At 35.3% G+C, this 20042-nt stretch carries 24 protein-coding genes; 16 read left to right on the plus strand and 8 right to left on the minus strand.

From position 1 onward, the window contains the following. Positions 1 to 22: 22 nt before the first annotated feature. The 3 genes from FJR03_RS07565 to FJR03_RS07575 all read right to left on the minus strand — a co-directional run bounded on the left by FJR03_RS07565 (position 23) and on the right by FJR03_RS07575 (position 2086). A complete protein-coding gene (locus FJR03_RS07565) occupies positions 23 to 715 on the minus strand; it encodes a TorF family putative porin (RefSeq protein ID WP_193112925.1) in 693 nt (230 codons plus the stop codon). A gap of 400 nt (positions 716 to 1115) precedes the next feature. Continuing rightward, positions 1116 to 1373, minus strand: a complete 258-nt coding sequence (locus FJR03_RS07570; protein WP_193112926.1) for a hypothetical protein — start codon at positions 1371 to 1373, stop codon at positions 1116 to 1118. Between the two features lie 11 nt (positions 1374 to 1384). Beyond that, a complete protein-coding gene (locus FJR03_RS07575) occupies positions 1385 to 2086 on the minus strand; it encodes a F0F1 ATP synthase subunit A (RefSeq protein ID WP_193112927.1) in 702 nt (233 codons plus the stop codon). 109 nt (positions 2087 to 2195) lie between these two features. On the opposite strand from FJR03_RS07575, the gene FJR03_RS07580 reads away from it, so the two are divergent. Continuing rightward, entirely contained in the window at positions 2196 to 2762 is a 567-nt protein-coding gene (locus tag FJR03_RS07580; RefSeq protein WP_193112928.1) for a Tll0287-like domain-containing protein, read from the plus strand. Positions 2763 to 2777: 15 nt separating this feature from the next. Here FJR03_RS07580 and rny read toward each other — a convergent pair whose 3' ends face one another. Both rny and FJR03_RS07590 read right to left on the minus strand, forming a co-directional pair. Further along, on the minus strand, positions 2778 to 4346 hold the full coding sequence (gene rny, locus FJR03_RS07585; RefSeq protein ID WP_193112929.1) for a ribonuclease Y: 1569 nt from the start codon (positions 4344 to 4346) through the stop codon (positions 2778 to 2780). 2 nt (positions 4347 to 4348) lie between these two features. Further along, positions 4349 to 4942, minus strand: a complete 594-nt coding sequence (locus FJR03_RS07590; protein WP_226962100.1) for a 5-formyltetrahydrofolate cyclo-ligase — start codon at positions 4940 to 4942, stop codon at positions 4349 to 4351. A 309-nt stretch (positions 4943 to 5251) separates the two neighbouring features. On the opposite strand from FJR03_RS07590, the gene FJR03_RS07595 reads away from it, so the two are divergent. From FJR03_RS07595 to acpS, 9 genes are all read left to right on the plus strand, one after another. Then, a complete protein-coding gene (locus FJR03_RS07595; RefSeq protein WP_193112930.1) occupies positions 5252 to 5806 on the plus strand; it encodes a TlpA family protein disulfide reductase in 555 nt (184 codons plus the stop codon). Next, positions 5807 to 6688: a signal recognition particle-docking protein FtsY gene (ftsY, locus tag FJR03_RS07600; RefSeq protein WP_193112931.1), complete on the plus strand. Its 882-nt coding sequence runs from the start codon at positions 5807 to 5809 to the stop codon at positions 6686 to 6688. It begins immediately after the preceding gene. A gap of 90 nt (positions 6689 to 6778) precedes the next feature. Continuing rightward, positions 6779 to 8125 (plus strand): DNA repair protein RadA, encoded by a 1347-nt coding sequence (radA, locus tag FJR03_RS07605; protein WP_193112932.1) that lies wholly within the window; start codon positions 6779 to 6781, stop codon positions 8123 to 8125. Between the two features lie 75 nt (positions 8126 to 8200). Further along, positions 8201 to 8461: a hypothetical protein gene (locus FJR03_RS07610; RefSeq protein WP_193112933.1), complete on the plus strand. Its 261-nt coding sequence runs from the start codon at positions 8201 to 8203 to the stop codon at positions 8459 to 8461. A gap of 20 nt (positions 8462 to 8481) precedes the next feature. Continuing rightward, positions 8482 to 9120: a carbonic anhydrase gene (locus tag FJR03_RS07615; RefSeq protein WP_193112934.1), complete on the plus strand. Its 639-nt coding sequence runs from the start codon at positions 8482 to 8484 to the stop codon at positions 9118 to 9120. Positions 9121 to 9190: 70 nt separating this feature from the next. Further along, a complete protein-coding gene (gene fliL / locus FJR03_RS07620) occupies positions 9191 to 9733 on the plus strand; it encodes a flagellar basal body-associated protein FliL (RefSeq protein ID WP_193112935.1) in 543 nt (180 codons plus the stop codon). A gap of 263 nt (positions 9734 to 9996) precedes the next feature. Then, positions 9997 to 10566, plus strand: coding sequence for a PAS domain-containing protein (locus FJR03_RS07625; protein WP_193112936.1), 570 nt, complete (start codon positions 9997 to 9999; stop codon positions 10564 to 10566). An 86-nt stretch (positions 10567 to 10652) separates the two neighbouring features. Next, on the plus strand, positions 10653 to 11225 hold the full coding sequence (locus FJR03_RS07630) for a PAS domain S-box protein (RefSeq protein WP_193112937.1): 573 nt from the start codon (positions 10653 to 10655) through the stop codon (positions 11223 to 11225). Between the two features lie 62 nt (positions 11226 to 11287). Further along, on the plus strand, positions 11288 to 11665 hold the full coding sequence (acpS, locus tag FJR03_RS07635; protein WP_193112938.1) for a holo-ACP synthase: 378 nt from the start codon (positions 11288 to 11290) through the stop codon (positions 11663 to 11665). Here the strand turns inward: acpS and thiS are convergent. The 3 genes from thiS to FJR03_RS07650 all read right to left on the minus strand — a co-directional run bounded on the left by thiS (position 11633) and on the right by FJR03_RS07650 (position 13333). After that, positions 11633 to 11833: a sulfur carrier protein ThiS gene (gene thiS / locus FJR03_RS07640; protein WP_193112939.1), complete on the minus strand. Its 201-nt coding sequence runs from the start codon at positions 11831 to 11833 to the stop codon at positions 11633 to 11635. The genes acpS and thiS overlap by 33 nt on opposite strands. 71 nt (positions 11834 to 11904) lie before the next feature. Beyond that, complete coding sequence (locus FJR03_RS11840) at positions 11905 to 12450, minus strand: c-type cytochrome (RefSeq protein ID WP_347402099.1); 546 nt, start codon at positions 12448 to 12450, stop codon at positions 11905 to 11907. Between the two features lie 22 nt (positions 12451 to 12472). Then, the gene (locus FJR03_RS07650; RefSeq protein WP_193112940.1) at positions 12473 to 13333 is read right to left on the minus strand and encodes a hypothetical protein; all 861 of its coding nucleotides are present in this window, start codon (positions 13331 to 13333) and stop codon (positions 12473 to 12475) included. A 46-nt stretch (positions 13334 to 13379) separates the two neighbouring features. Here FJR03_RS07650 and FJR03_RS07655 point away from each other — a divergent pair, with 46 nt between their 5' ends. From FJR03_RS07655 to FJR03_RS07680, 6 genes are read left to right on the plus strand one after another with little or no spacing between them, the layout of a single operon-like run. Beyond that, on the plus strand, positions 13380 to 14519 hold the full coding sequence (locus tag FJR03_RS07655; protein ID WP_193112941.1) for a succinyldiaminopimelate transaminase: 1140 nt from the start codon (positions 13380 to 13382) through the stop codon (positions 14517 to 14519). Then, on the plus strand, positions 14512 to 15000 hold the full coding sequence (locus FJR03_RS07660) for a hypothetical protein (protein WP_193112942.1): 489 nt from the start codon (positions 14512 to 14514) through the stop codon (positions 14998 to 15000). The genes FJR03_RS07655 and FJR03_RS07660 overlap by 8 nt, the downstream gene beginning before the upstream one ends. Positions 15001 to 15018: 18 nt before the next feature. After that, positions 15019 to 16335, plus strand: a complete 1317-nt coding sequence (murC, locus tag FJR03_RS07665; protein ID WP_193112943.1) for a UDP-N-acetylmuramate--L-alanine ligase — start codon at positions 15019 to 15021, stop codon at positions 16333 to 16335. Beyond that, positions 16336 to 16662, plus strand: a complete 327-nt coding sequence (locus FJR03_RS07670; RefSeq protein WP_193112944.1) for a hypothetical protein — start codon at positions 16336 to 16338, stop codon at positions 16660 to 16662. It abuts the gene before it with no gap. Further along, on the plus strand, positions 16653 to 18854 hold the full coding sequence (locus tag FJR03_RS07675; protein ID WP_226962101.1) for an endonuclease MutS2: 2202 nt from the start codon (positions 16653 to 16655) through the stop codon (positions 18852 to 18854). Before FJR03_RS07670 ends, FJR03_RS07675 begins: the two co-directional genes overlap by 10 nt. After that, the gene (locus tag FJR03_RS07680; RefSeq protein ID WP_193112945.1) at positions 18855 to 20042 is read left to right on the plus strand and encodes a BaiN/RdsA family NAD(P)/FAD-dependent oxidoreductase; all 1188 of its coding nucleotides are present in this window, start codon (positions 18855 to 18857) and stop codon (positions 20040 to 20042) included.

Below are 20042 nucleotides of genomic sequence, written 5' to 3' on the forward strand. Positions count from 1 at the left end.
TTTGAATCTTTGAAAATTAAACTTAGAAACTAGTACCAATAGTAAATGTTGCTTTATCTTCTGTGGAAACTTCAACTGAACCAACTGAACTATCAGTAAGACCTGTATATGCCAATGTAAAGTCATAACTTTTAATAGATTTTGTTAAACCTACATAATAATAATCACCAACATTTTCATAAAACCCATATGTTCCGTCAAGTGCCATATCGTAAGGTAATAGAACACTTGCAGAAAGCTCTAATAAGTTATATTGGTCATCCCATCCATTATCCATTGTATCAATAGCATAGCTGTATTTTGCACCTACAGATACAACTTCCATGTCATAAGAAAGACCTAAGTAAGCCTCACCCCATCCAGATTCATCTGTACTTCTTGGATAGCAGAATTGAAGGAAACCTATATCATAACCAATTCCAGCGAATTCAGAACTATAACCAGCATAAAGGTCTAGTTCCATACTTGCATCACCATAATAACCTTGATCACCACCTGCAACATTAGAACCCCATGTCCCTACATAAAAACCTTTATAATCTAAATCAAACCCACCTTGAATTGCTGGAGCATCATGAGTTTGTGTCATACCACGCCACATATAGTTACTTGTCATTGCTACATTTGCACTTACACCTATCTCTGAAGTAATATCACTTGCCATTGTCATAGTTGCTGCTAATGCCGCTGCTAAACTCAACTTAATTAATTTCATTTGTAATCCTTTTTCATTTGATATGCAGTATGATACAAGAAGTTTTACATTTTATATTCAAAAAAATGATTAATTTTTAATCAATGGTGTGTTTTATGCATAGTTAATACAATTTTGTATTTTATGACAAAATTGTAGTGCTTGTTGGGGAATCTTAGCCACCTTATGTATATCTATTAACATAAGGTGACTTAGTCTTAGGAGGGGAAAGGTTTAAAAAATATAGAAACTAGTAATAAGGGGAGTTAAGGATTAGAACTTACATCTCTTCTTATTTAAGAATGCTAACTTAACTTACTAGTTTTTCATTGTATCCTTGAATCTTAGGATGGAAAAATTATAATATAAAAATAAAATTGATGTAACACTTTTATGATTAAATTTTAATCAATACAAAATTTTACTTTTTTTCCAGTAGTTTTTCTAAAAGTTCAGTCTGTTTTTTTGCTTCTTTCAATCGTTGTTTATTTACAAGTAATGCATCTAAAACAAGAACCAGGAAAAGAGAAACTATTATATAAAGAAGTGTAAATAAAAAAGCTATTGTAAAACCGAAGTTAAATAAGAGGGAAAAAAGTGCAAGAGCACCTAGGAGGATAATTCCCCAAGATGCTCCAAGCAAGAAGCTTATGATTCTTTCAAAAGCGTCTTTTTGCATTTTGGAGGTTTTTAGTGTTCCTCAGTAGCTACTGCACCACCAAGGTATACATATGTAAGCATCATAAAGATGAATGCTTGTAGGAATGCCATAAAAGTTAATAATGCATATGGGATCATTGGAAGTAACCAAGGAGCAAGCATTAAGATTACCATTAAGAACATATCATCCCCTTTTACGTTACCGAAAAGACGGAAAGAAAGTGAAACTAAACGAGAAAAGTGTGATACGATCTCAATTGGGAACATTAACCAATATAACCACCAAACAGGACCTAAAAAGTGTTTGAAGTATTTAATAACACCTTGACGACGGATACCTTCAAAGTTATAATATACAAATACAACAAGCGCTAATGTTAAAGGCATCTCTAAAAATGCTGTCGGAGCTTCAAATCCTGGAATAACACCAATAAGGTTAGCGATACCAACGAATAAACCGATAGTTGCTACTAAAGGAAGGTAACGAGAAGCATTTTCCTTACCCATAACATCAGTTCCCATTTTTAATACACCACCGATGTACGCTTCCATAACGTTTTGAGTACCTTTTGGTACCAATTGTAGATTTGACATTGCTACTTTTGCTAAAACAATTGCAATTACAGCAGAAAGTAACATGTGAGCTGTATAAACTACTAATTTATAAGTCTCAGGGTCAGCATGATGAGAAACACCAAATATAGAACCTATGAATGTAAATAATTCAGGCATCGAAACACTCCATGATTAAAATAATTATGCGATTTTACTCAAACTAGGATTAAATTATTATAAGTTTGGTACAATTTGTATGACAATTTTTAAATTTATGGAGAAAACAATGAAATTAATTAGTTCACTTACATTAATAACTCTAAGTACTTTTACACTATTTGCAAGCGATTCAGCTACCCTGAAAGATGTTACTCAAAAAGGGGAATCCAGCACAAAACTACTTTTACAAACACTTGGAAAGAATATGAAAATGCATATGAAACACGGTGGAGCAATCGAAGCACTTGATTTCTGTACACAAGAGGCTCAAAATTTAACTGGGGATGTAAATAAAAAACTTCCAGAAGGTGTAAGCGTAAGACGTATTACCCTTAAAACAAGAAACCCTATGAATATGCCTACTGATGATGAGGCAAAAGTTTTAGAAGAACTTCAAAAAGAACAAAAAAGCGATAAAAGTCTTCCAAAACATATTATTAAACAAGTGGGAAAAGGTACATATAAATTTTATAAACCATTAGTAATTACAAACCCTGTGTGTTTAAAATGTCACGGTGATATACAAGATAATAAACTAAAAACAGAGATCTCAAACAGATATCCTGAAGATAAGGCTATCCATTATAAGATGGGGGATTTAAGAGGAGCTATTGTTACTACGGTAAAAAAATAGTTTTAAAAGAGTATGCTATTTTGCATACTCTACAGCCCTGCTCTCACGAATAACATTCACTTTAATTTCACCCGGATACTGCACCCTGCTTTCAATTTCAGATGCTATCTCTCTAGCAATTAAGATAGACTCGTCATCATTTACAAGCGTCGCATTTACTATTACTCTCACTTCACGACCTGCATTAATTGCATATGCTTGTTTTACACCGGTATGTGCTGAAGCGATATCTTCAATCTCTGTTACACGTTTTAAGAAACTTTCTAAAACTTCACGTCTCGCACCAGGGCGCGCTGCTGAGAGTGCATCAGCTGCACAAACGGCACCACACTCGATCGATTTGATCTCCTCTTGATCATGGTGTGCATATATAGCATTAATAACTACTGCATCTTCATTGTATCTTCTACACACTTCTGCACCGAGATCAACATGGTTCCCATCATGATCATGAGTTAAAGCTTTTCCAATATCATGGAGTAAACCTGCACGCTTTGCTAGACGCGGATCACCGCCCATCTCTGCAGCCATCACACCTGCTAAGTTTGCAACCTCCAGTGTATGGGCAAGTGCATTTTGTCCATACGAAGCTCTGTATCGCAAGCGTCCGATAAGTTTCATAAGATCCGGATGCATTACACCCACATCCAGTTCAGCTACAACCTCTTCACCCTCATTTAAGATTCTCTCTTCAAACTCATTTGAAACTTTCTCAAAAATCTCTTCTATACGTGCAGGCTGAATTCTTCCGTCTTCGATCAACAGCTGTAAAGTTTTTGTAGCTATTGCACGTCTATAAAGGTTAAAACTACTTACCAAGATCGCATTTGGTGTATCGTCTATAATAATATCAACACCAAGTAAAGTCTCAAGCGCTTTAATGTTTCGCCCCTCTTTACCGATAATGCGCCCTTTTAGCTCATCATTGTCTAAATGAACTAAGTTTGTGAGTCTCTCTGAAGCAAACTCTCCTGCAAAACGGCTTGTAGCTTGAGCAAGTATATAGTTAGCTTTTCTTTGAGCTTCCTCTTTCGCTTTATTTTCATACTTTCGTACTATATGGGAGATCTCACCCCTTGCTTTTGCTTCTATATTATCTAGTAGTACTTTTTGTGCTTCCTCTTGCGTCATCCCGGCAGAGTGTTCTATCGCATGGAGGGCATCATCTATTTTTTCTTCATATCTCTTTTTTAATGAAGCTAAAGATTTTTCATTTCTCTCTAAATTTACTTTTTGTGCTTTAATATGTCTTGTTTCATTTTGAAGTTTTTGTTCTTCAATTTTTTTATAGTGCTTAAAATCAGTCTCCATTTTACGCACTTGCTCTTCCCTTTGAGCAAAGTCTGCACGAGCTCTGTCTTTTGCACTATCAAATGCTTTTTGCGCATCTAATTCAACTTCACGAGCTCGGAGTCTTGCACGCTCCAATAAAGTCTGCGCTTCATTCTCAATAGCATTTGCTTTCGCTCGAGCCTGCTCCGTATATACTTCAAAGTTTGCACTAGTAAGTTTTTTAGAGATGAAAAATCCGATAACTCCACTTACGATGGCTGTTCCACCGCCTAGTAGTATCTCATTTAACATCTTTAATTCCCTTTTTTTATTGCAATGTGCCCTTTAAATATCTCCGCTGTCGGGGTGATCAAAACATCTGCTTCAACATCATAACTATCACAGATACTCTCTCTTGTATAACACAGCACTGGCTGCACAAAAATAGTATATGGTTTTTTCTTTAATTTCGCAAAGAAGCGATCATACATCCCTTTGCCAAAGCCTATTCTTTTTAAATCTCCATCAACACCGATACTTGGAACAATTGCAATATCTATTTTTTTTATATTTCTTATTGTATCGCCAGCTTCAAAAATTCCAAATTTTTTTTTCTTAAGCGGCAATCTAAATGGTACCATCTTAAAACTTTCGCCTTCCATAAATGGCACGTAAACATTCAATTTTCGTCTCATTTTTGTAATACTTTTTCTTATATCTGCTTCAAATGGTAACGGATGATAAACCAAGATATTTCTATGTTTGTATTTCTTTAGTAATCTCAGCAGCTTTTGTTCTAGCAATGCATCTCTATACACTTTATTATAGGTATGGAGGTTTTGAATTTTTTCAATAGAATTTTTTCTAAAAGTTTCTTTTGTAAGAGTCATATAAAGTCTTTCAGACATCTTTTACAACTATATAAAGTATGAGCAAAAAGAGAAACAATTTAATCAAGGCAGATATTCTCAATCGTAGCTGAAGCTACGATTGAGAATATCTAACGCAGAGTAAAGAAGCTTATCTTTTTGCCCTTTGGGAAAAATAAAAAGAGGCAGTCTTGCACAAAAAAATTATTTCACCTTAACTTCGGTTAGGCTGAAAAATTTATTTTGCACAATCTTACCTCTTTTTATCTCTTCTCATATCTTTTTATAGTTATAAAAGAAGTCTATAGATATAATTTCGCTTATTTTACAAAATAGAGGCAAAAATTTATGTTAAAAAAATCAATTTATTCATTATCTCTAATTGTCGGACTATTATTTACTGCTTGTAGTTCACAAGATGAAAACGATGCCAATGCACTTTTATCAACAAATGAATTTGTATTAAAAGAGATATCTGGTCAAGAATTTGTTATCAAAAAAGCTAACGAAGGTTTTGTTTTAAATTCTCAAAAAGAGAAAATCATCATCCTGGATATCTTCGCAACTTGGTGTCCACCTTGTCAAGCTGAAGCTTCTCACCTTTCAAAACTGCAAGAAAAGTACAAAGACAACCTAAACATTATCGGAATATCTGTTGAAGATGATATCAACGCTACAAAACTACTAGATTTTAGAAAACAATATGATGCGACATATGCACTTTCAACTTCAAGTGACAACCGCCGCATTATCAATGCAGTTGCGACAAGTCTCAATATTGGAAGAAACTTCGGTATCCCTCTTATGGCGATGTATAAAGATGGCAAACTAATTAACTACTATCAAGGGGCTACTGAAGAGGAGTTTATTGAAAGTGATATTCTTAGAGCGTTAGGAAAATAGATGTTTGGCTTTATAAAAAAATCTCTTAATAAAACAGCGGAGGCTATAAAATCTGTTGCTCCGAAAAAGAAAATTACATTTACAAAAGATGAGATTGAAGATATCCTGCTTGAAGCGGATGTAGAGTACGATCTTGTAGAGATCATAATGGAGCAGACCTATCAGGAAAAAATAACTCGTGAGATACTCAGATCTAAACTTTTAGCTACACTTGCTTACACTGAGTACAAAGAGCCTGAATATACAGCTCCGTTTGTAGAACTTATAGTTGGTGTAAACGGTGCAGGAAAGACAACTACAATCTCTAAACTTGCTCAAAGATATAAGAATGAAGGTAAAAAAGTTATGCTGGGTGCAGGAGATACATTCCGTGCTGCTGCAATTGAGCAACTTACTTTATGGGCAAAAAGATTAGATATTCCGATAATCTCATCAAAACAAGGGCATGATCCTTCTGCTGTTGCATACGATACAATCGATTCAGCAAAATCTAAAGGGTATGATCATGTTATCATCGATACTGCGGGGAGATTGCATACCCAAACAAACCTTGCGAACGAACTAAAAAAGATCAATAGAATCTGTGATAAAGCACACAGTGGTGCTCCACATAGAACTCTCCTTATTATAGACGGTACACAAGGAAACTCTGCGATCAATCAGGCAAAAGCTTTTAATGAGATGGTCGGTATTGACGGTATTATCATCACTAAACTTGACGGAACTGCTAAAGGGGGAAGTATCTTCTCTATTGCTTATGCACTTGAACTTCCTATTTTATATGTGGGAACTGGTGAACAACCGGATGACCTTACACCGTTTGACAAATATGAATTTGTCGACGGTTTACTTGATGCTATCTTCATTGATGAAGAGGCATAAATAAAGGAATATGACATTCTGTCATATTTCCACTCCTTCACACTTTTTTCTTATACAATTACAGACAACTTTACAAAAGGCTAATTGAGCATGGCAAAAGCAAAAACATTATTTGAGTGTCAACATTGTGGTATGACTACACCAAAATGGATGGGAAAATGTACTAACTGTGGAGCTTGGGATAGTTTTATAGAACTCAATCCGCAGCAACAAGAGGTGATCAAACAAACAAAGTCCTCATCTGCAAAAAGTGCAAAAGCTATTAGTATCAACAACGTCATTGAAGATGAGATCACACGTTTCTCTTCACTTGATGTTGAGCTTGATAATGTTTTAGGTGGAGGAATCGTACCTGGCAGTCTTACACTTATTGGTGGAAGCCCAGGTGTCGGTAAATCTACGCTACTCCTCAAAGTTGGCTCTAATATTGCATCAACAGGTAAAAATGTTCTTTATGTTTCAGGGGAAGAATCGGCATCTCAGATTAAGATTAGAGCTAACAGGCTTAAATCAAACCACGATACGTTATATCTTTTAAGTGAGATAAGACTTGAACAGATCTTAGTGGAACTTCAAGAGAGAAAATACGACTTTCTCATTATTGACTCGATCCAGACTATCTATTCCGAAAATATCTCATCGGCTCCGGGAAGTGTTACACAAGTAAGACAGATCACATTTGAACTTATGCGTATTGCAAAAGAGCAAGATATAGCTACTTTTATCATTGGTCATATCACAAAAGAGGGTTCGATCGCAGGTCCAAGGGTACTTGAGCATATGGTTGATACTGTTTTATATTTTGAGGGTGATTCTTCTCAAGAGCTGAGAATACTCAGAGGATTTAAAAACCGTTTTGGTGCAACAAGTGAGATTGGTGTCTTTGAGATGCGAGGGGATGGACTTATCAGTGCTACCGATATTGCATCGAGATTTTTTAACAGAAACTCTACTCAAGCCGGTTCTGCACTCACTGTAATTATGGAAGGAAGCCGCCCTATTATACTTGAAGTTCAGGCTTTAGTCTCAGAATCTCATACCCCTAATTCTAAGCGTCAGGCAACCGGTTTTGACAATAACAGGCTCAATATGCTCTTAGCCCTTCTGGAGCGTAAACTAGAGATGCCTCTTTCTGGTTATGATGTTTTTATCAATATTACGGGAGGAATTAAAATTACTGAGACTGCAGCGGACTTGGCAATACTTGCAGCAATCATTAGTAGTTTTCGCGATCGTGCTATCTCTAAAGAAACTATTTTTATAGGTGAAGTTTCACTAGTCGGTGATGTTAGGGAGGTATATGGTCTGGATAACAGACTAAAAGAGGCAAAAATGCAAAACATCACAAAAGCACTGATTCCTAAAAAACCTCTGGAAAAAACTGCATTGAAAACATATATAGTGGATGAAGTAACAAAATTGTTACAATGGTACTGATTTAAACAATAAAAAAGTAGATATTATGCATAATATATGTATAATTTTTAAACTTATAATTCAAGGTAGAACAATATGATCGATGCAGAAGTTAGAAGTGAAGAGAGATTTTCAAGATTATCATTAGCTTATGAGTCTGAAGATGAGAAACAAAAAGTTACTAAATGTTTAAACGGTGTTATTGAAAAACACAATATGAAACCGGAGATGTATACAACAAAAGTTTCAAACGGTAAAGAAGTACTAGTAGTAGAATATCATGATGATGTATGTCGCGAAGCGGGTGGTATATTTGAAGATATTCTTTGTTCACTAGATATTAAAGAATGTAACTAATTTAAGAAAGCTGTTTCATTATGAATCTTGAACAATATGCCCAAGGTAACAAGCTATTTCGTACTTATTTTAAAAAAAATAAAGAGTCATTATTAGAACTTGTTAAGGGGCAAAAACCAAAAGCACTTTTTATAGGCTGTTCCGATTCTAGAGTTATTCCCGATCTTATGTTGCAAACAAATCCAGGAGATCTTTTTGTACTTAGAAACGTAGGAAACTTTGTCCCTCCATTTAAAGAAGATGAAGATTTTCATGCAACGGCTTCTGGGATTGAATATGCAGTAAGTGCTTTAAAAGTACAAGAGATTATTATTTGCGGGCATACACATTGTGGTGCTTGTAAACATCTGTACGAACCGGTTCCTGATGACACTTCACTTATCCATACTAAAAAATGGTTAGAGCTTGGCGAAAGTGCAAAAAAAGCAGCTATTCTAAGTTTGGGTGTAAATGCACCACGTGAAGAGTTGCTAAGACTTACAGAGAAATTATCTGTAATCAATCAGATAGAAAATATTCTCACATACCCTGCCGTCAAACAAAGATTTGAAGATGGGGATTTACATATACATGGATGGTGTTACGATATCGAAACAGGTAAAATTGAGTACTATAATGCAGATACTTACGAATTTTTACCGCTTAATGAACTCTCTTAAGAGTAAAATTTTATTTTTTTTCATAAAATTCGATATACTAACAACAAAAAGATCAATTCAAGGATGAAGCGTGGCTGAAGAAGTAAAAGAGGAAGAATCTCAAGGGAAAAAATCGAGTAATATGTTGATGATTATTATCATCATCGTTTTAGTACTAATTATCATACTCGGTGCAATTGCATTTTTATTTATAGGTAGCGATGATGAAGAGGCTATCTCATCAACTCCTGCAAAACAAGAAAAAGTCAAACAAACTACTAAGAGAACTAGTGGTTACAATATGGAAGAAGATTCTAGATCTTTGAATGAAATAGGGATATTATACCCTCTTGATACATTTACGGTTAATCTAAAAAGTGATTCAGGAAGAAGATTTTTAAAGACAACAATATCTTTAGAACTTGAAGGTGAAGAGTTAAGTTTAGAACTTGATGCAAAATCAGCAGTTCTTCGCGATAGAATCATTAGAATTCTATCTTCAAAAACGCTTGAAGAAGTATCATCAAAAAAAGGGAAGAACAAACTTTCTATGCAAATTATGGATACACTAAACTCAATGATCTCAGACGGTAGAATTAAGGGGATCTATTTTACTGAGTTTGTTATTCAGTAAATCCTTTTTTATCTTATATTTTACCACTCTCTTGCCCCAATAACTTTGGGGCTTTTTTTATCCACCTTTTTTATTTCACTATAAATATCACAATAACTATCAATATCTTATTTAAAACCTATTCTTATCACATTTTTTTGTTATTTTTGTTAAATAAGGAGAAAATGATGTATTTAGTCTTAATTTTACCGACTATTATAATAATTTAATGTTATATTACATAAAGTAATATTAGTGCTATCAATAAGACAAGGAGAAAAGAGATGAAAAAACAACAAGATCTTCAAAATTCAAAAGAGATCAAGCTTAGTGATATCAAACCTATCCTCAGTCGTACAGATCTTAAAGGTACAATAAAATACTGTAATAAATATTTCCAAGAGATAAGTGGATACAGTGAAAATGAATTAATAGGTGCTCCGCATAACATTATTCGTCACCCGGATATGCCTAAAGTGATATTCAAACTTATGTGGGAACGCTTAAAACAACAACAAGATATACTCGCTGTTGTTAAAAATCTTTCAAAAAGCGGAGACTATTATTGGGTTACTACTCTTTTTGAAACCAAATACCACCCTTTTACTAAAGCACCAGAAGGTTACTTAGCACTTAGAAAAGCAGCACCAAAAAAAGCAGTTGAAGCCGTCATACCTTTATATCAAAAACTTGTTGAGATTGAAAATAATGAGGGAGTTAGTGCTTCAGAAGATTATCTCTATAATTTTTTACGGGAACAAAATAAAGACTACGATACTTATATGAAAGACCTTGTTAACTATAAAGGCTTTATTGCTAAATTTTTTGAGGGGATGAGTAAAATGTTTACGTAATCCAACAATCTATGAATATTTTTTAATCACTTTTACTATTTTTATTGATGTATAATTATCCAATTAAATGAATGATGGAGAGTTATATGTATGAACAATATTACATAGAAAAAGAAAAAGAGATCAAGTTAGATGAGATGAAACCCATTCTCAGCCGTACAGATCTCAAAGGAAATATTAGGTATTGCAACACCTATTTTCAAGAGATTAGCGGATATAGTGAAAAAGAACTGCTTGGTTCTGAACATAACATTATTCGCCACCCAGATATGCCAAAAATCATCTTCAAACTTATGTGGGAAAGGCTAAAAAAAGAACAAAACATTTTAGCCGTAGTAAAAAACAGATCAAAAGACGGCAGATATTACTGGGTAACTACACTTTTTGAAATAAAACACCATCCTATTCATAAAACTGCAGAAGGATATCTTGCAATTAGAAAAGCAGCACCGCATAACGCTGTAGAGGTGGTCACTCCACTCTATAAAAAACTCCTTGAAATTGAAACTACTCAAGGGATAAAAGAGTCTGAACAATATCTTCGTGAATTTTTAGAAAAAGAGAAAAAAACATACGATCAATATATGGAAGAGATTGTCAATCATGAAGGTGTAGTGATGAAGTTTTTACACGGTATGAAAAAAATGTTTATTTATTAATTCCCTCAAAACTTCTTTATAAATAGGGTAAAATACAGATAAAAATTATAAAGATGTATTGAATGATAGGGATAGATTTAATTAATACTTCACGTATGCAGCAGATGATCGAGAAATTTGGAGATAAAGCACTTTCACGATTTTTATCTGATGATGAAAAAGCACTGGTTAAAAACTATAAGACTGCAGCTGGTTTTTGGGCTACAAAAGAAGCAGTTTCAAAAGCTTTAGGAACGGGGATAGGAGCAGAGTGCTCCTTTTTTGATATAAAAATTTATAAAGATGAAAAAGGTGCTCCTAAACTCTCTTTATCAAAGAAGCTTGTAGAACAATTTAAAATAGTTGATGCAGCACTCTCTATTACACATGACGGAGAGTATGCAATAGCAGCCGTTTCAATAAAAGTTTCAACCACCACCGACAAAATCAAGCAGTTCTAACTTATCACCGTCATTAAGTCTGCACTTATCCCATGCATCTTGTTTAACAATCTCCATATTTACTGCAGCTGCCATAACTTTATCTTCCAAAGAGAGCTCCTTTAAAACCTCTAAAAGTGTTTTATTGTTGCTAAACTCTTTTTCATTTCCATTTATAATTAATTTCATTGACCACTCACATAATTTTTTAGAAATTGTACCTTTTAAAATTGAAACTTTTATCAAATCTCAAAACTATTTTAGAGTTTTGAGATATGCTCTGCCAATGCTTTTAGTTCTTCTTCGCTGAAGTTTGCTATTTGTGATTTCATAACACCTTTCATAGCACCACCGTACGTACCTGCTTTATAACCGTGGAATGCTTCCATCACTTTTGCGCTACTCCACCCTTTGATAATTTGTGATTTTCCAAGTGCCGCTTTTTCACCGTTTTGACCGTGACATGCTACACATTTTCCAAATAAAGCCCCACCGTCTATCTTTTTAGTAACTGCTACAACTTCTACTTTCGTCTCTTCAACCACTTTTGAAACTTCAGTTTTTGTTGTTGTAACTACTTTAGGCTCTTCAACCTTTACAGGTTCCGGTTTTGGTTCTACAGGCTTTGGTTCCACTTTTTTAGGCTCTTCAACTTTAACCGTTGTCTCTTTTACCTCTGGAGCTTTTGGTGCCTCTACAACTTTAGTTTCCTCTTTTACACTTGTTTGCGTACTCTCTTGCACTGGCTTGTCATCACTACAAGCTACTAAGAACATTGCCAACACTGCCGATAAAACTATTTTCATTTTCAATCCTTTGTTTAATTCATTAAATTTCATTATACATATTTTTCAATGTATCAAACTTTAACTCGCTTCTAAATACAAACTTTATACTATGAACTACAAGCCATAAATATAACAGCGGTAGAAGAATAGACTCAACTACAAAGACAGTAATTAAAACTACGATGTTGTTAAAAGCTTTATTTGAACTCTCCTCTATTGCTTCTAATTGTTTAGAGACATTTATACTCTCTAAGGAACTGCTATAGCTTTTTTTCAAACTACTAAAAAAATTCTCATCGCTTTTCTGTACCTCACTAGTACTTTTATGTTGATACTCTTCAAGCTCAGTTTTCGTATTTTCTACAATTTGCAGTGATTGTGTATATTCCTGTTCCAAAATAGTTGTATAGGTAAACTGAGACAGATATATAAAAGCAATCGCTCCAAAACGGAAAAACAGCAACAATATAAATATCTTCAAACTATAAGAAAAAAATCTGCTTTGATAAAGTTGTTTATACCAAATCATTATTAAAGCAATTATTCCACTCAAAATAAAGATTGTTTGTAAAAAAAGTTTGCCGCTAATGATTAGTAAAAACTTTTGAATTCCCAAAGATATAGATGCAAGCAGCATCACCCATGAAAATCTTTCCACCATATCGTTTAAAGGATCTAAAATCTCACCTACACTTAAAGTGAGTCCAAGTCCTGCTGGAGTTAAAGAGAGTTCCGTTCCTTGAATGAAAGATATTAGAGCATTCAAGCTTTTTGCGATTCCAAACGTAATCATTGCACGCTTAAATGCTTCATCTTGAAGCTCTAAAGCTTGTTTGTCTATCTCTATCCCTACACTGACCAATAATAAAAAAATGATAATAAAAGAGATAAATATTTTCACTGTAATCCTTATCGATATGTAAATAATTTTTAGATATAATTCCACTATGAATTTTGAACCATATCCATTTGAAAAACTTAACGATTTACTACAAAACATTATACCAAATGCAGATTACGAACCATCAGTACTCACTATTGGTGAGCCACAATTTGACACTCCTGAATTTATCCAAGAGTCTCTGGCAAACAATGCATATCTTCTTAAAAAATACCCAAAAACAGGTGGAGAAGAAGTTTTAAGAGATGCAATCCGCGGCTTTGTTAAATCTAGATTTGATGTAGAGATAGACAATAGTGAACTAATCCCTACTTTTGGAACACGTGAGGTATTATTTAACTTTCCTCAATTTTTACTCTCAGACAAGAGTGAAAGTGTGATGGCCTATACAAACCCTTTTTACCAGATCTATGAGGGTGCTGCGATCGCTACAAACTCAAAAGTTATCCATCTTAACTTAAATGCGGATAATAACTTCAAACCGGAGATCGATGAAGAGAAACTTGCAACTTGTGACTTGGTTATTTTGAACTTTCCAAATAACCCGACAAATTCGATGCTCTCTGTAGAAGAGATGGCGCAGTGGGTTAAACTGGCTTTGAAACATGATTTTGTTTTGATGAATGATGAATGTTATTCAGAGATCTACACAGATAAAAAAGTTCCATCAATACTTGAAGCTTCAAAGCTTGCAGGAAATGACAGCTTTAAAAATGTACTTGTTATCAATTCGATCTCAAAACGCTCATCTGCACCGGGTCTTAGAAGCGGTTTTATTGCGGGTGACAAAGAGATACTAAAAGAGTATATGAAGTACCGTACATATGTAGGGTGTGCATCCCCTCTTCCACTTCAATATGCTGCAGCGACAGCTTGGAGTGATGAGGAGCATGTAAGTGCTTCAAGAGAGATCTATAAAAATAATTTTGTAATCGCAAAAGAGATACTCGGTACTGAGATTCCTGAGGCAACTTTTTACATCTGGCTCAAAGTTGACAATGCCTTAGAGTTTACAAAAAAACTGTTTGAAAAGTACAACGTTAAAGTTCTGCCGGGCGAGTTTTTAGCACGTGAAAACTTTAATGGAGAGAACCCTGGTGTTGGATATGTCAGAATTGCTTTAGTTGAAAATGAAGAAAAAACAAGAGATGCATTAAATAGAATCAAGGAGTGTTTAGGTGAGTAAAGTGAACAAGTTAAAAGAGAAAGTATTAAAAGCCCAAGAAAACGGTGATATCGCTTCACTATATGTTTTAGAATCAGAAGCTCATGAACTTTTAAATGATGATGGACTTCAAGGGTTTTATGCGAATATTCTAGACTTGGCACTTGAGAAGCTTACAAATACGCTTGAGGCTCATAGACAGATGGATATGAGTGAAGTTCAGGACTTTGCAACAGCTCGTGCCCTTTATGAATATGCGATCGAGCATTACCATGCCGGAAAAAACAAAGATGCTTCGGCACTATTTGAAGTATTAAGCGGTTTAACAAATGATGAAAAGTTTTCAAAAGCGATGAAACTGCATCAAATTTCAGCAGATGAAAACCTAAACATAGATAACTTTTTAGATAAAATTGCCGATATTGAATCAACGCAACGCTCGGGAACTTTCTATATTAGCGAGTTTCAAAAAGAGGCACAAAAGTTGCTCGATAATGCGTAAAGAGTAGGAGATAGCTAAATGAAGATACATTTTATAGGTATTGGCGGTATAGGAATCTCTGGACTTGCTCAATATATGCATTATAAAGGGCATGAGGTTAGTGGTTCAGATATAAAAGATACTGTAATCACAAAAAAACTTCGTGATATGGGTATCACTGTAAGTGTTCCACATAACGCTGATGCTATAGATGATCAAGATTTAGTTATCCACTCAGCTATTATCCGCCCTGACAATCCGGAAGTAATTGCAGCAAAAGAAAAAGGGATTGAAGTTTTAGCACGTCGTGAAGCACTCCTTAAAATCCTTGATGACAAAAAAGTATATTCTGTAGCAGGTGCACACGGTAAAAGTACAACTACGGCAATACTAACAGCCATTATGGAGGGTTCTGCTATCATCGGTGCCGAATCAAAAGCATTTGGTTCAAACGTTCGTTACGATGAAACAAACGATCTTATGATCTTTGAAGCAGATGAGAGTGACGGAAGTTTTATAAACTCAAATCCTTACTGCTCAATCGTAATCAATGCCGAACCTGAGCATATGGAATATTACGACTATAACTACGATAGATTTTACGACTCATATAAAACATTTATTAGAAAAGCTCCTCATAAAGTGCTCAATGCTGAGGACCCATTTCTTGCAACACTCAAAGATGAGTTTAACGATGCAACTTGGCTCTATCCAAGTGAAGATATTACAAAAATAGAGTTTGTTTTAATCAACGATGAACCACATACAAGATTTACACTCAAAGATCTTGGAAGTTTTGATGTATGGGGCTTTGGAAAACATATTGCTATTGATGCTGCACTTGCTATTTTAGCTGCAAATGAATCTATGGATATTGAAACTATCAGACAAAACCTATTAAACTTTAAAGGGATCAAAAAACGTTTCGATATCGTTGGTAAAGAGAACAACAGCGTAATCATTGATGACTATGGACATCATCCAACAGAGATCAAAGCGACTTTCCAGTCTGTAAAAGAGTATGCTGAACTTAAAGGATTTGAAAAAATTACCGCTATTTGGCAACCGCATAAATACTCACGTACGATCGATAATCTCGATGAATTCATTAAATGTTTTGAAGGTGCAGAGGAGCTTATTATCCTCCCTGTGTGGGCTGCCGGTGAAACACCTCGCGATATCGACTTTGCCGAAAAATTCAAACATTACAATCTAACTCTTGCAGATAAACTTCAACGAGCAGACAATAAAATCACCATTGTCAGAGGTCAAGAGGAGCTTAAAACTCTTGATAACGGTCTTATTATCGGTTTTGGAGCGGGTGATATTACATACCAGATAAGAGGGATTGCATAAGTGGCGTATATATTCGGTTTAATAATTGTAGGATTACTTTTTTTATCACTACACTACTTTACGGAACTTACACGTTCTCAAAAGCTTATAGTAGCAGGGATATTTGCTGTATTTATTTCCGGTGCTATTATGTACAACACTTATGTAGCACATGAACAAGAAAAAGTTCTGGCAATAGTACAAAAGTATAGACAGGGTCAAACTATTCAATGTGGTAATATTGAGATAAACAGTACAAACTTTGATCTAAGCGGGACAAACAGTTTTGTCGGAAAGAAAAACACTCCATACCATCTACAAGTTATCGGTGCCTCTGAGTGCAAATAGACAAAATACTTACACAGCTAGACCTCGACTCCCACATTTCACAGTTTAGGAGTTTCTTCTCAAGAGAAGACTCTTTATATATAGAGGGTGATCAAGAGCTCCATTACCGCTACATTAAAGCACTTGACAAAATAGAGTTTAATGCCCCGCCTAAAGTGATTGATTTTTTCTCGATTAAGAACCATCTTAAAAAGCATGGTGTGCTGAACTTTGAACAGATTTTCGAACTTGTGAAAGTTGTACGCTATTTTCGCTACTTTCGTAATAAAAAGCTGGACTGTATCATTGGAGAATGGATCGAGAAGATTGAGATCCCTGAGAAGTTCTTAGAGGTTGAAAAATATTTTGATTTTCAAGGTAATTTTGAGGAAAATCTTGACGAAACCCTGTTTGGACTCGGCCAAAGAATCAAAGAACATAAAGGCGAAATTAGTGCTTCACTCAAACGTTTGATGGGTAGTTCAAAAATTTCAGGATACTTGGTCGATACACAGGTACACTTTATTAACAATGAAGAGTGTTTACTTGTTCGCGGCGGTTTTAATCATGTACTTAAAGGTGCCGTAGTGGGAAGAAGTACGGGTGGTTTTTTCTATGTAGCACCTGATATTATCTTAAAAACAAAAGAGAAGATAAGATATATAGAACAAGAACGTGAAGCTCTTTTTTACGCCTATGCAAAAGAGTTCTCACAAAAGCTCTCGGAACTTTTACCGTTTATAAACTATATTGACAAAGAGTTCTCAAAGTTCGACAACTATCAAGCACGTGTTTTATTTGCACGTAGTAAAGATCTTCAGATCATCAAAAGCAAAAACCATAAAAACATTGTTTTAAAAGATTTTATCCATCCGGCTCTGCAACACGCGAAACCTATTAATGTGGATTTCTCTAAAAACATACTGATGATTACCGGGGTAAATGCCGGTGGTAAAACTATGCTTTTAAAATCTATACTCGCTTCGGCATTTATGGCGAAATATATTATTCCGATGAAGCTCAACGAGACAAAGAGTGAGATAGGAAACTTTAAAGATCTAGAAGCGATTATAGATGACCCGCAAAACGTGAAAAACGACATCTCTACATTTGCCGGGCGTATGCAGCAATTCTCACAAATATTTACAAAAAAACAGGCTCTTATCGGTATCGATGAGATCGAGCTTGGAACAGATAGTGACGAAGCAGCAGCTCTGTTTAAAGTGATACTTGATGATCTAATCAAAAAAGGCCAAAAAGTTGTAGTAACAACCCACCATAAACGTCTTGCAGCACTTATGGCTGACCGTGAGGATGTGGAGCTTCTTGCAGCTATTTATGATGAAGATCAACGCAGACCGACATACGAGTTTATGCAAGGTATTATAGGAAAAAGTTACGCTTTTGAGACGGCAAGTCGTTACGGTATTGCTCACCGTTTAGTTGATGAGGCAAAAAAAGTTTACGGTGATAACTCTGAGAAACTCTCCCTTTTAATCGAGCGCGGTTCTGAGCTGGAGCGTGAACTAAAGCAAAAACATCAACAGGTCGATGAAAAGCTTAACGAACTCGAAAAAAAAGAGCGAGCTTTAAAAGAGCAAAGAGAAGCATTAAATCTTGAGCTTCAAAAACAAGAAGCACTCCTAAAACAAAGCTATGAAGAGGCGATCAATGAAGCCAAAAAAGCGGCTCGCGGCGGAGATATAAAAGAGATTCACCGTGCGATGAATAAAGCAAATAAAAAGCTGCCTCATGAGCAAAAAGCTGAGATCCCTCGTGATATAGAGTTTAAAGTGGGTAATGAAGTAAAATATCATTCACAAAGCGGTGTAATTGTCTCTATGAAAGGAAAAAATGACGCTACGATCGATATTAACGGTATGAAAGTGCGTGTCAAAACAAAACACTTAAAACCTACGAAGATCGTAAAACAAAAACCAAAAACCGATATACGTGTAAATGTAGAGAAAAAAGCGGGTCTTAAGTGCGATCTTCACGGTATGCGAGGGGATGAAGCGTGTGAAGTGTTAGACAAGTTTTTAAACGATGCACTTGTAAACGGTTGGGATGAAGTAATAGTCTATCACGGAATTGGGACAGGGAAACTTTCCCATGCCGTAAAAGAGTTTTTAAAACACCATCCAAGAGTGAAAAAATTTGAGGATGCTCCTGCACATATGGGTGGCTTTGGAGCAAAGATAGTAACGCTTTAGATGAAAATTGCTATTATAGGGGCTGGAGCATCGGGACTTTTTTGTGCGATCGAGTGTGCAAAAAACGGTGTTGCCGTAGATCTCTACGAGCAAAACACAAAACCTGCAAAAAAGATTCTAGTCTCTGGAAACGGTCGCTGTAACATCTCAAACAATTCTCTAAATTCAACAGACTTTTTCTCCCAAAACCCTACATTTGTCGAGTATGCACTAAAAAACTTTGGCTTTGAGCATTTTGAGAAATCTGTAAACTCTCTTGGACTGCTGCTAAATGTTTTAGAAGACGGTCGTGCATATCCCCTTAGTAATGAAGCAAAATCAGTTGCCAATACATTTATTCAAACAGCTCAAAACCTCGGAGTAAAGATAATTACCGATACAAAGATAGATTCACTTTTAAAACTAAAAGAGAATTATGATGCAGTAGTTGTTGCAACGGGAAGCGAGGCGGCATCACATCTTGGGGGATGTAGTGACGGATATAAATTTGCCGAGGAGTTAGGACATAAAATTATCCCAACCTACCCCTCTTTAGTACAACTTGAACTAAACTCCAACCTGGCAAAAAAGATGGCTGGAGCTAAAGTAGACGGAGAAGTATCACTTTACATTAACGGTATGAAAGAGAATACGATTGCCGGAGATATCCTTTTTACAAACTATGGGGTTTCCGGTTTTGCAATACTCGACATCTCACAAATGGCAAGTGAATCACTTTTAAATTACCAAGCTGTAGATATTGCTGTTAATTTGCTTCCAAACTTTAATGCCCAAAAACTCTCGAATCATATACAAAAGGTTGCAAAGACAAATTCTGAGCTTACCATCTTTGATATCTTGCTTGGGTTGTTACCGACAAAGATTGTAAACGGTGTACTGGAATCTCTTCACATTGTGCCGCAAACAACTACATTAGACACAAAACTCTCTAAAAAAATCGCGAACCAGATTCTAAACTGGAAATTTGAAGTGAGTGATACACACGGTTTCCGTCATGCCGAAGTAAGCGGTGGAGGAGTTGATACTTCAGAGATCGATGAAAAAACATTCCAATCTAAAAAAGAGAATAACATCTACTTTATCGGGGAAGTTCTAGACGTTGTAGGGCGTCGAGGCGGATACAACTTCGCCTTTGCATGGAGTAGTGCTTATACAGCTTCGCAACATATTATAAAAAATAAGATATAA

Origin of the sequence: Sulfurimonas marina (assembly GCF_014905095.1) — a bacterium.
GTDB classification, from domain to species: Bacteria; Campylobacterota; Campylobacteria; order Campylobacterales; family Sulfurimonadaceae; genus Sulfurimonas; species Sulfurimonas marina.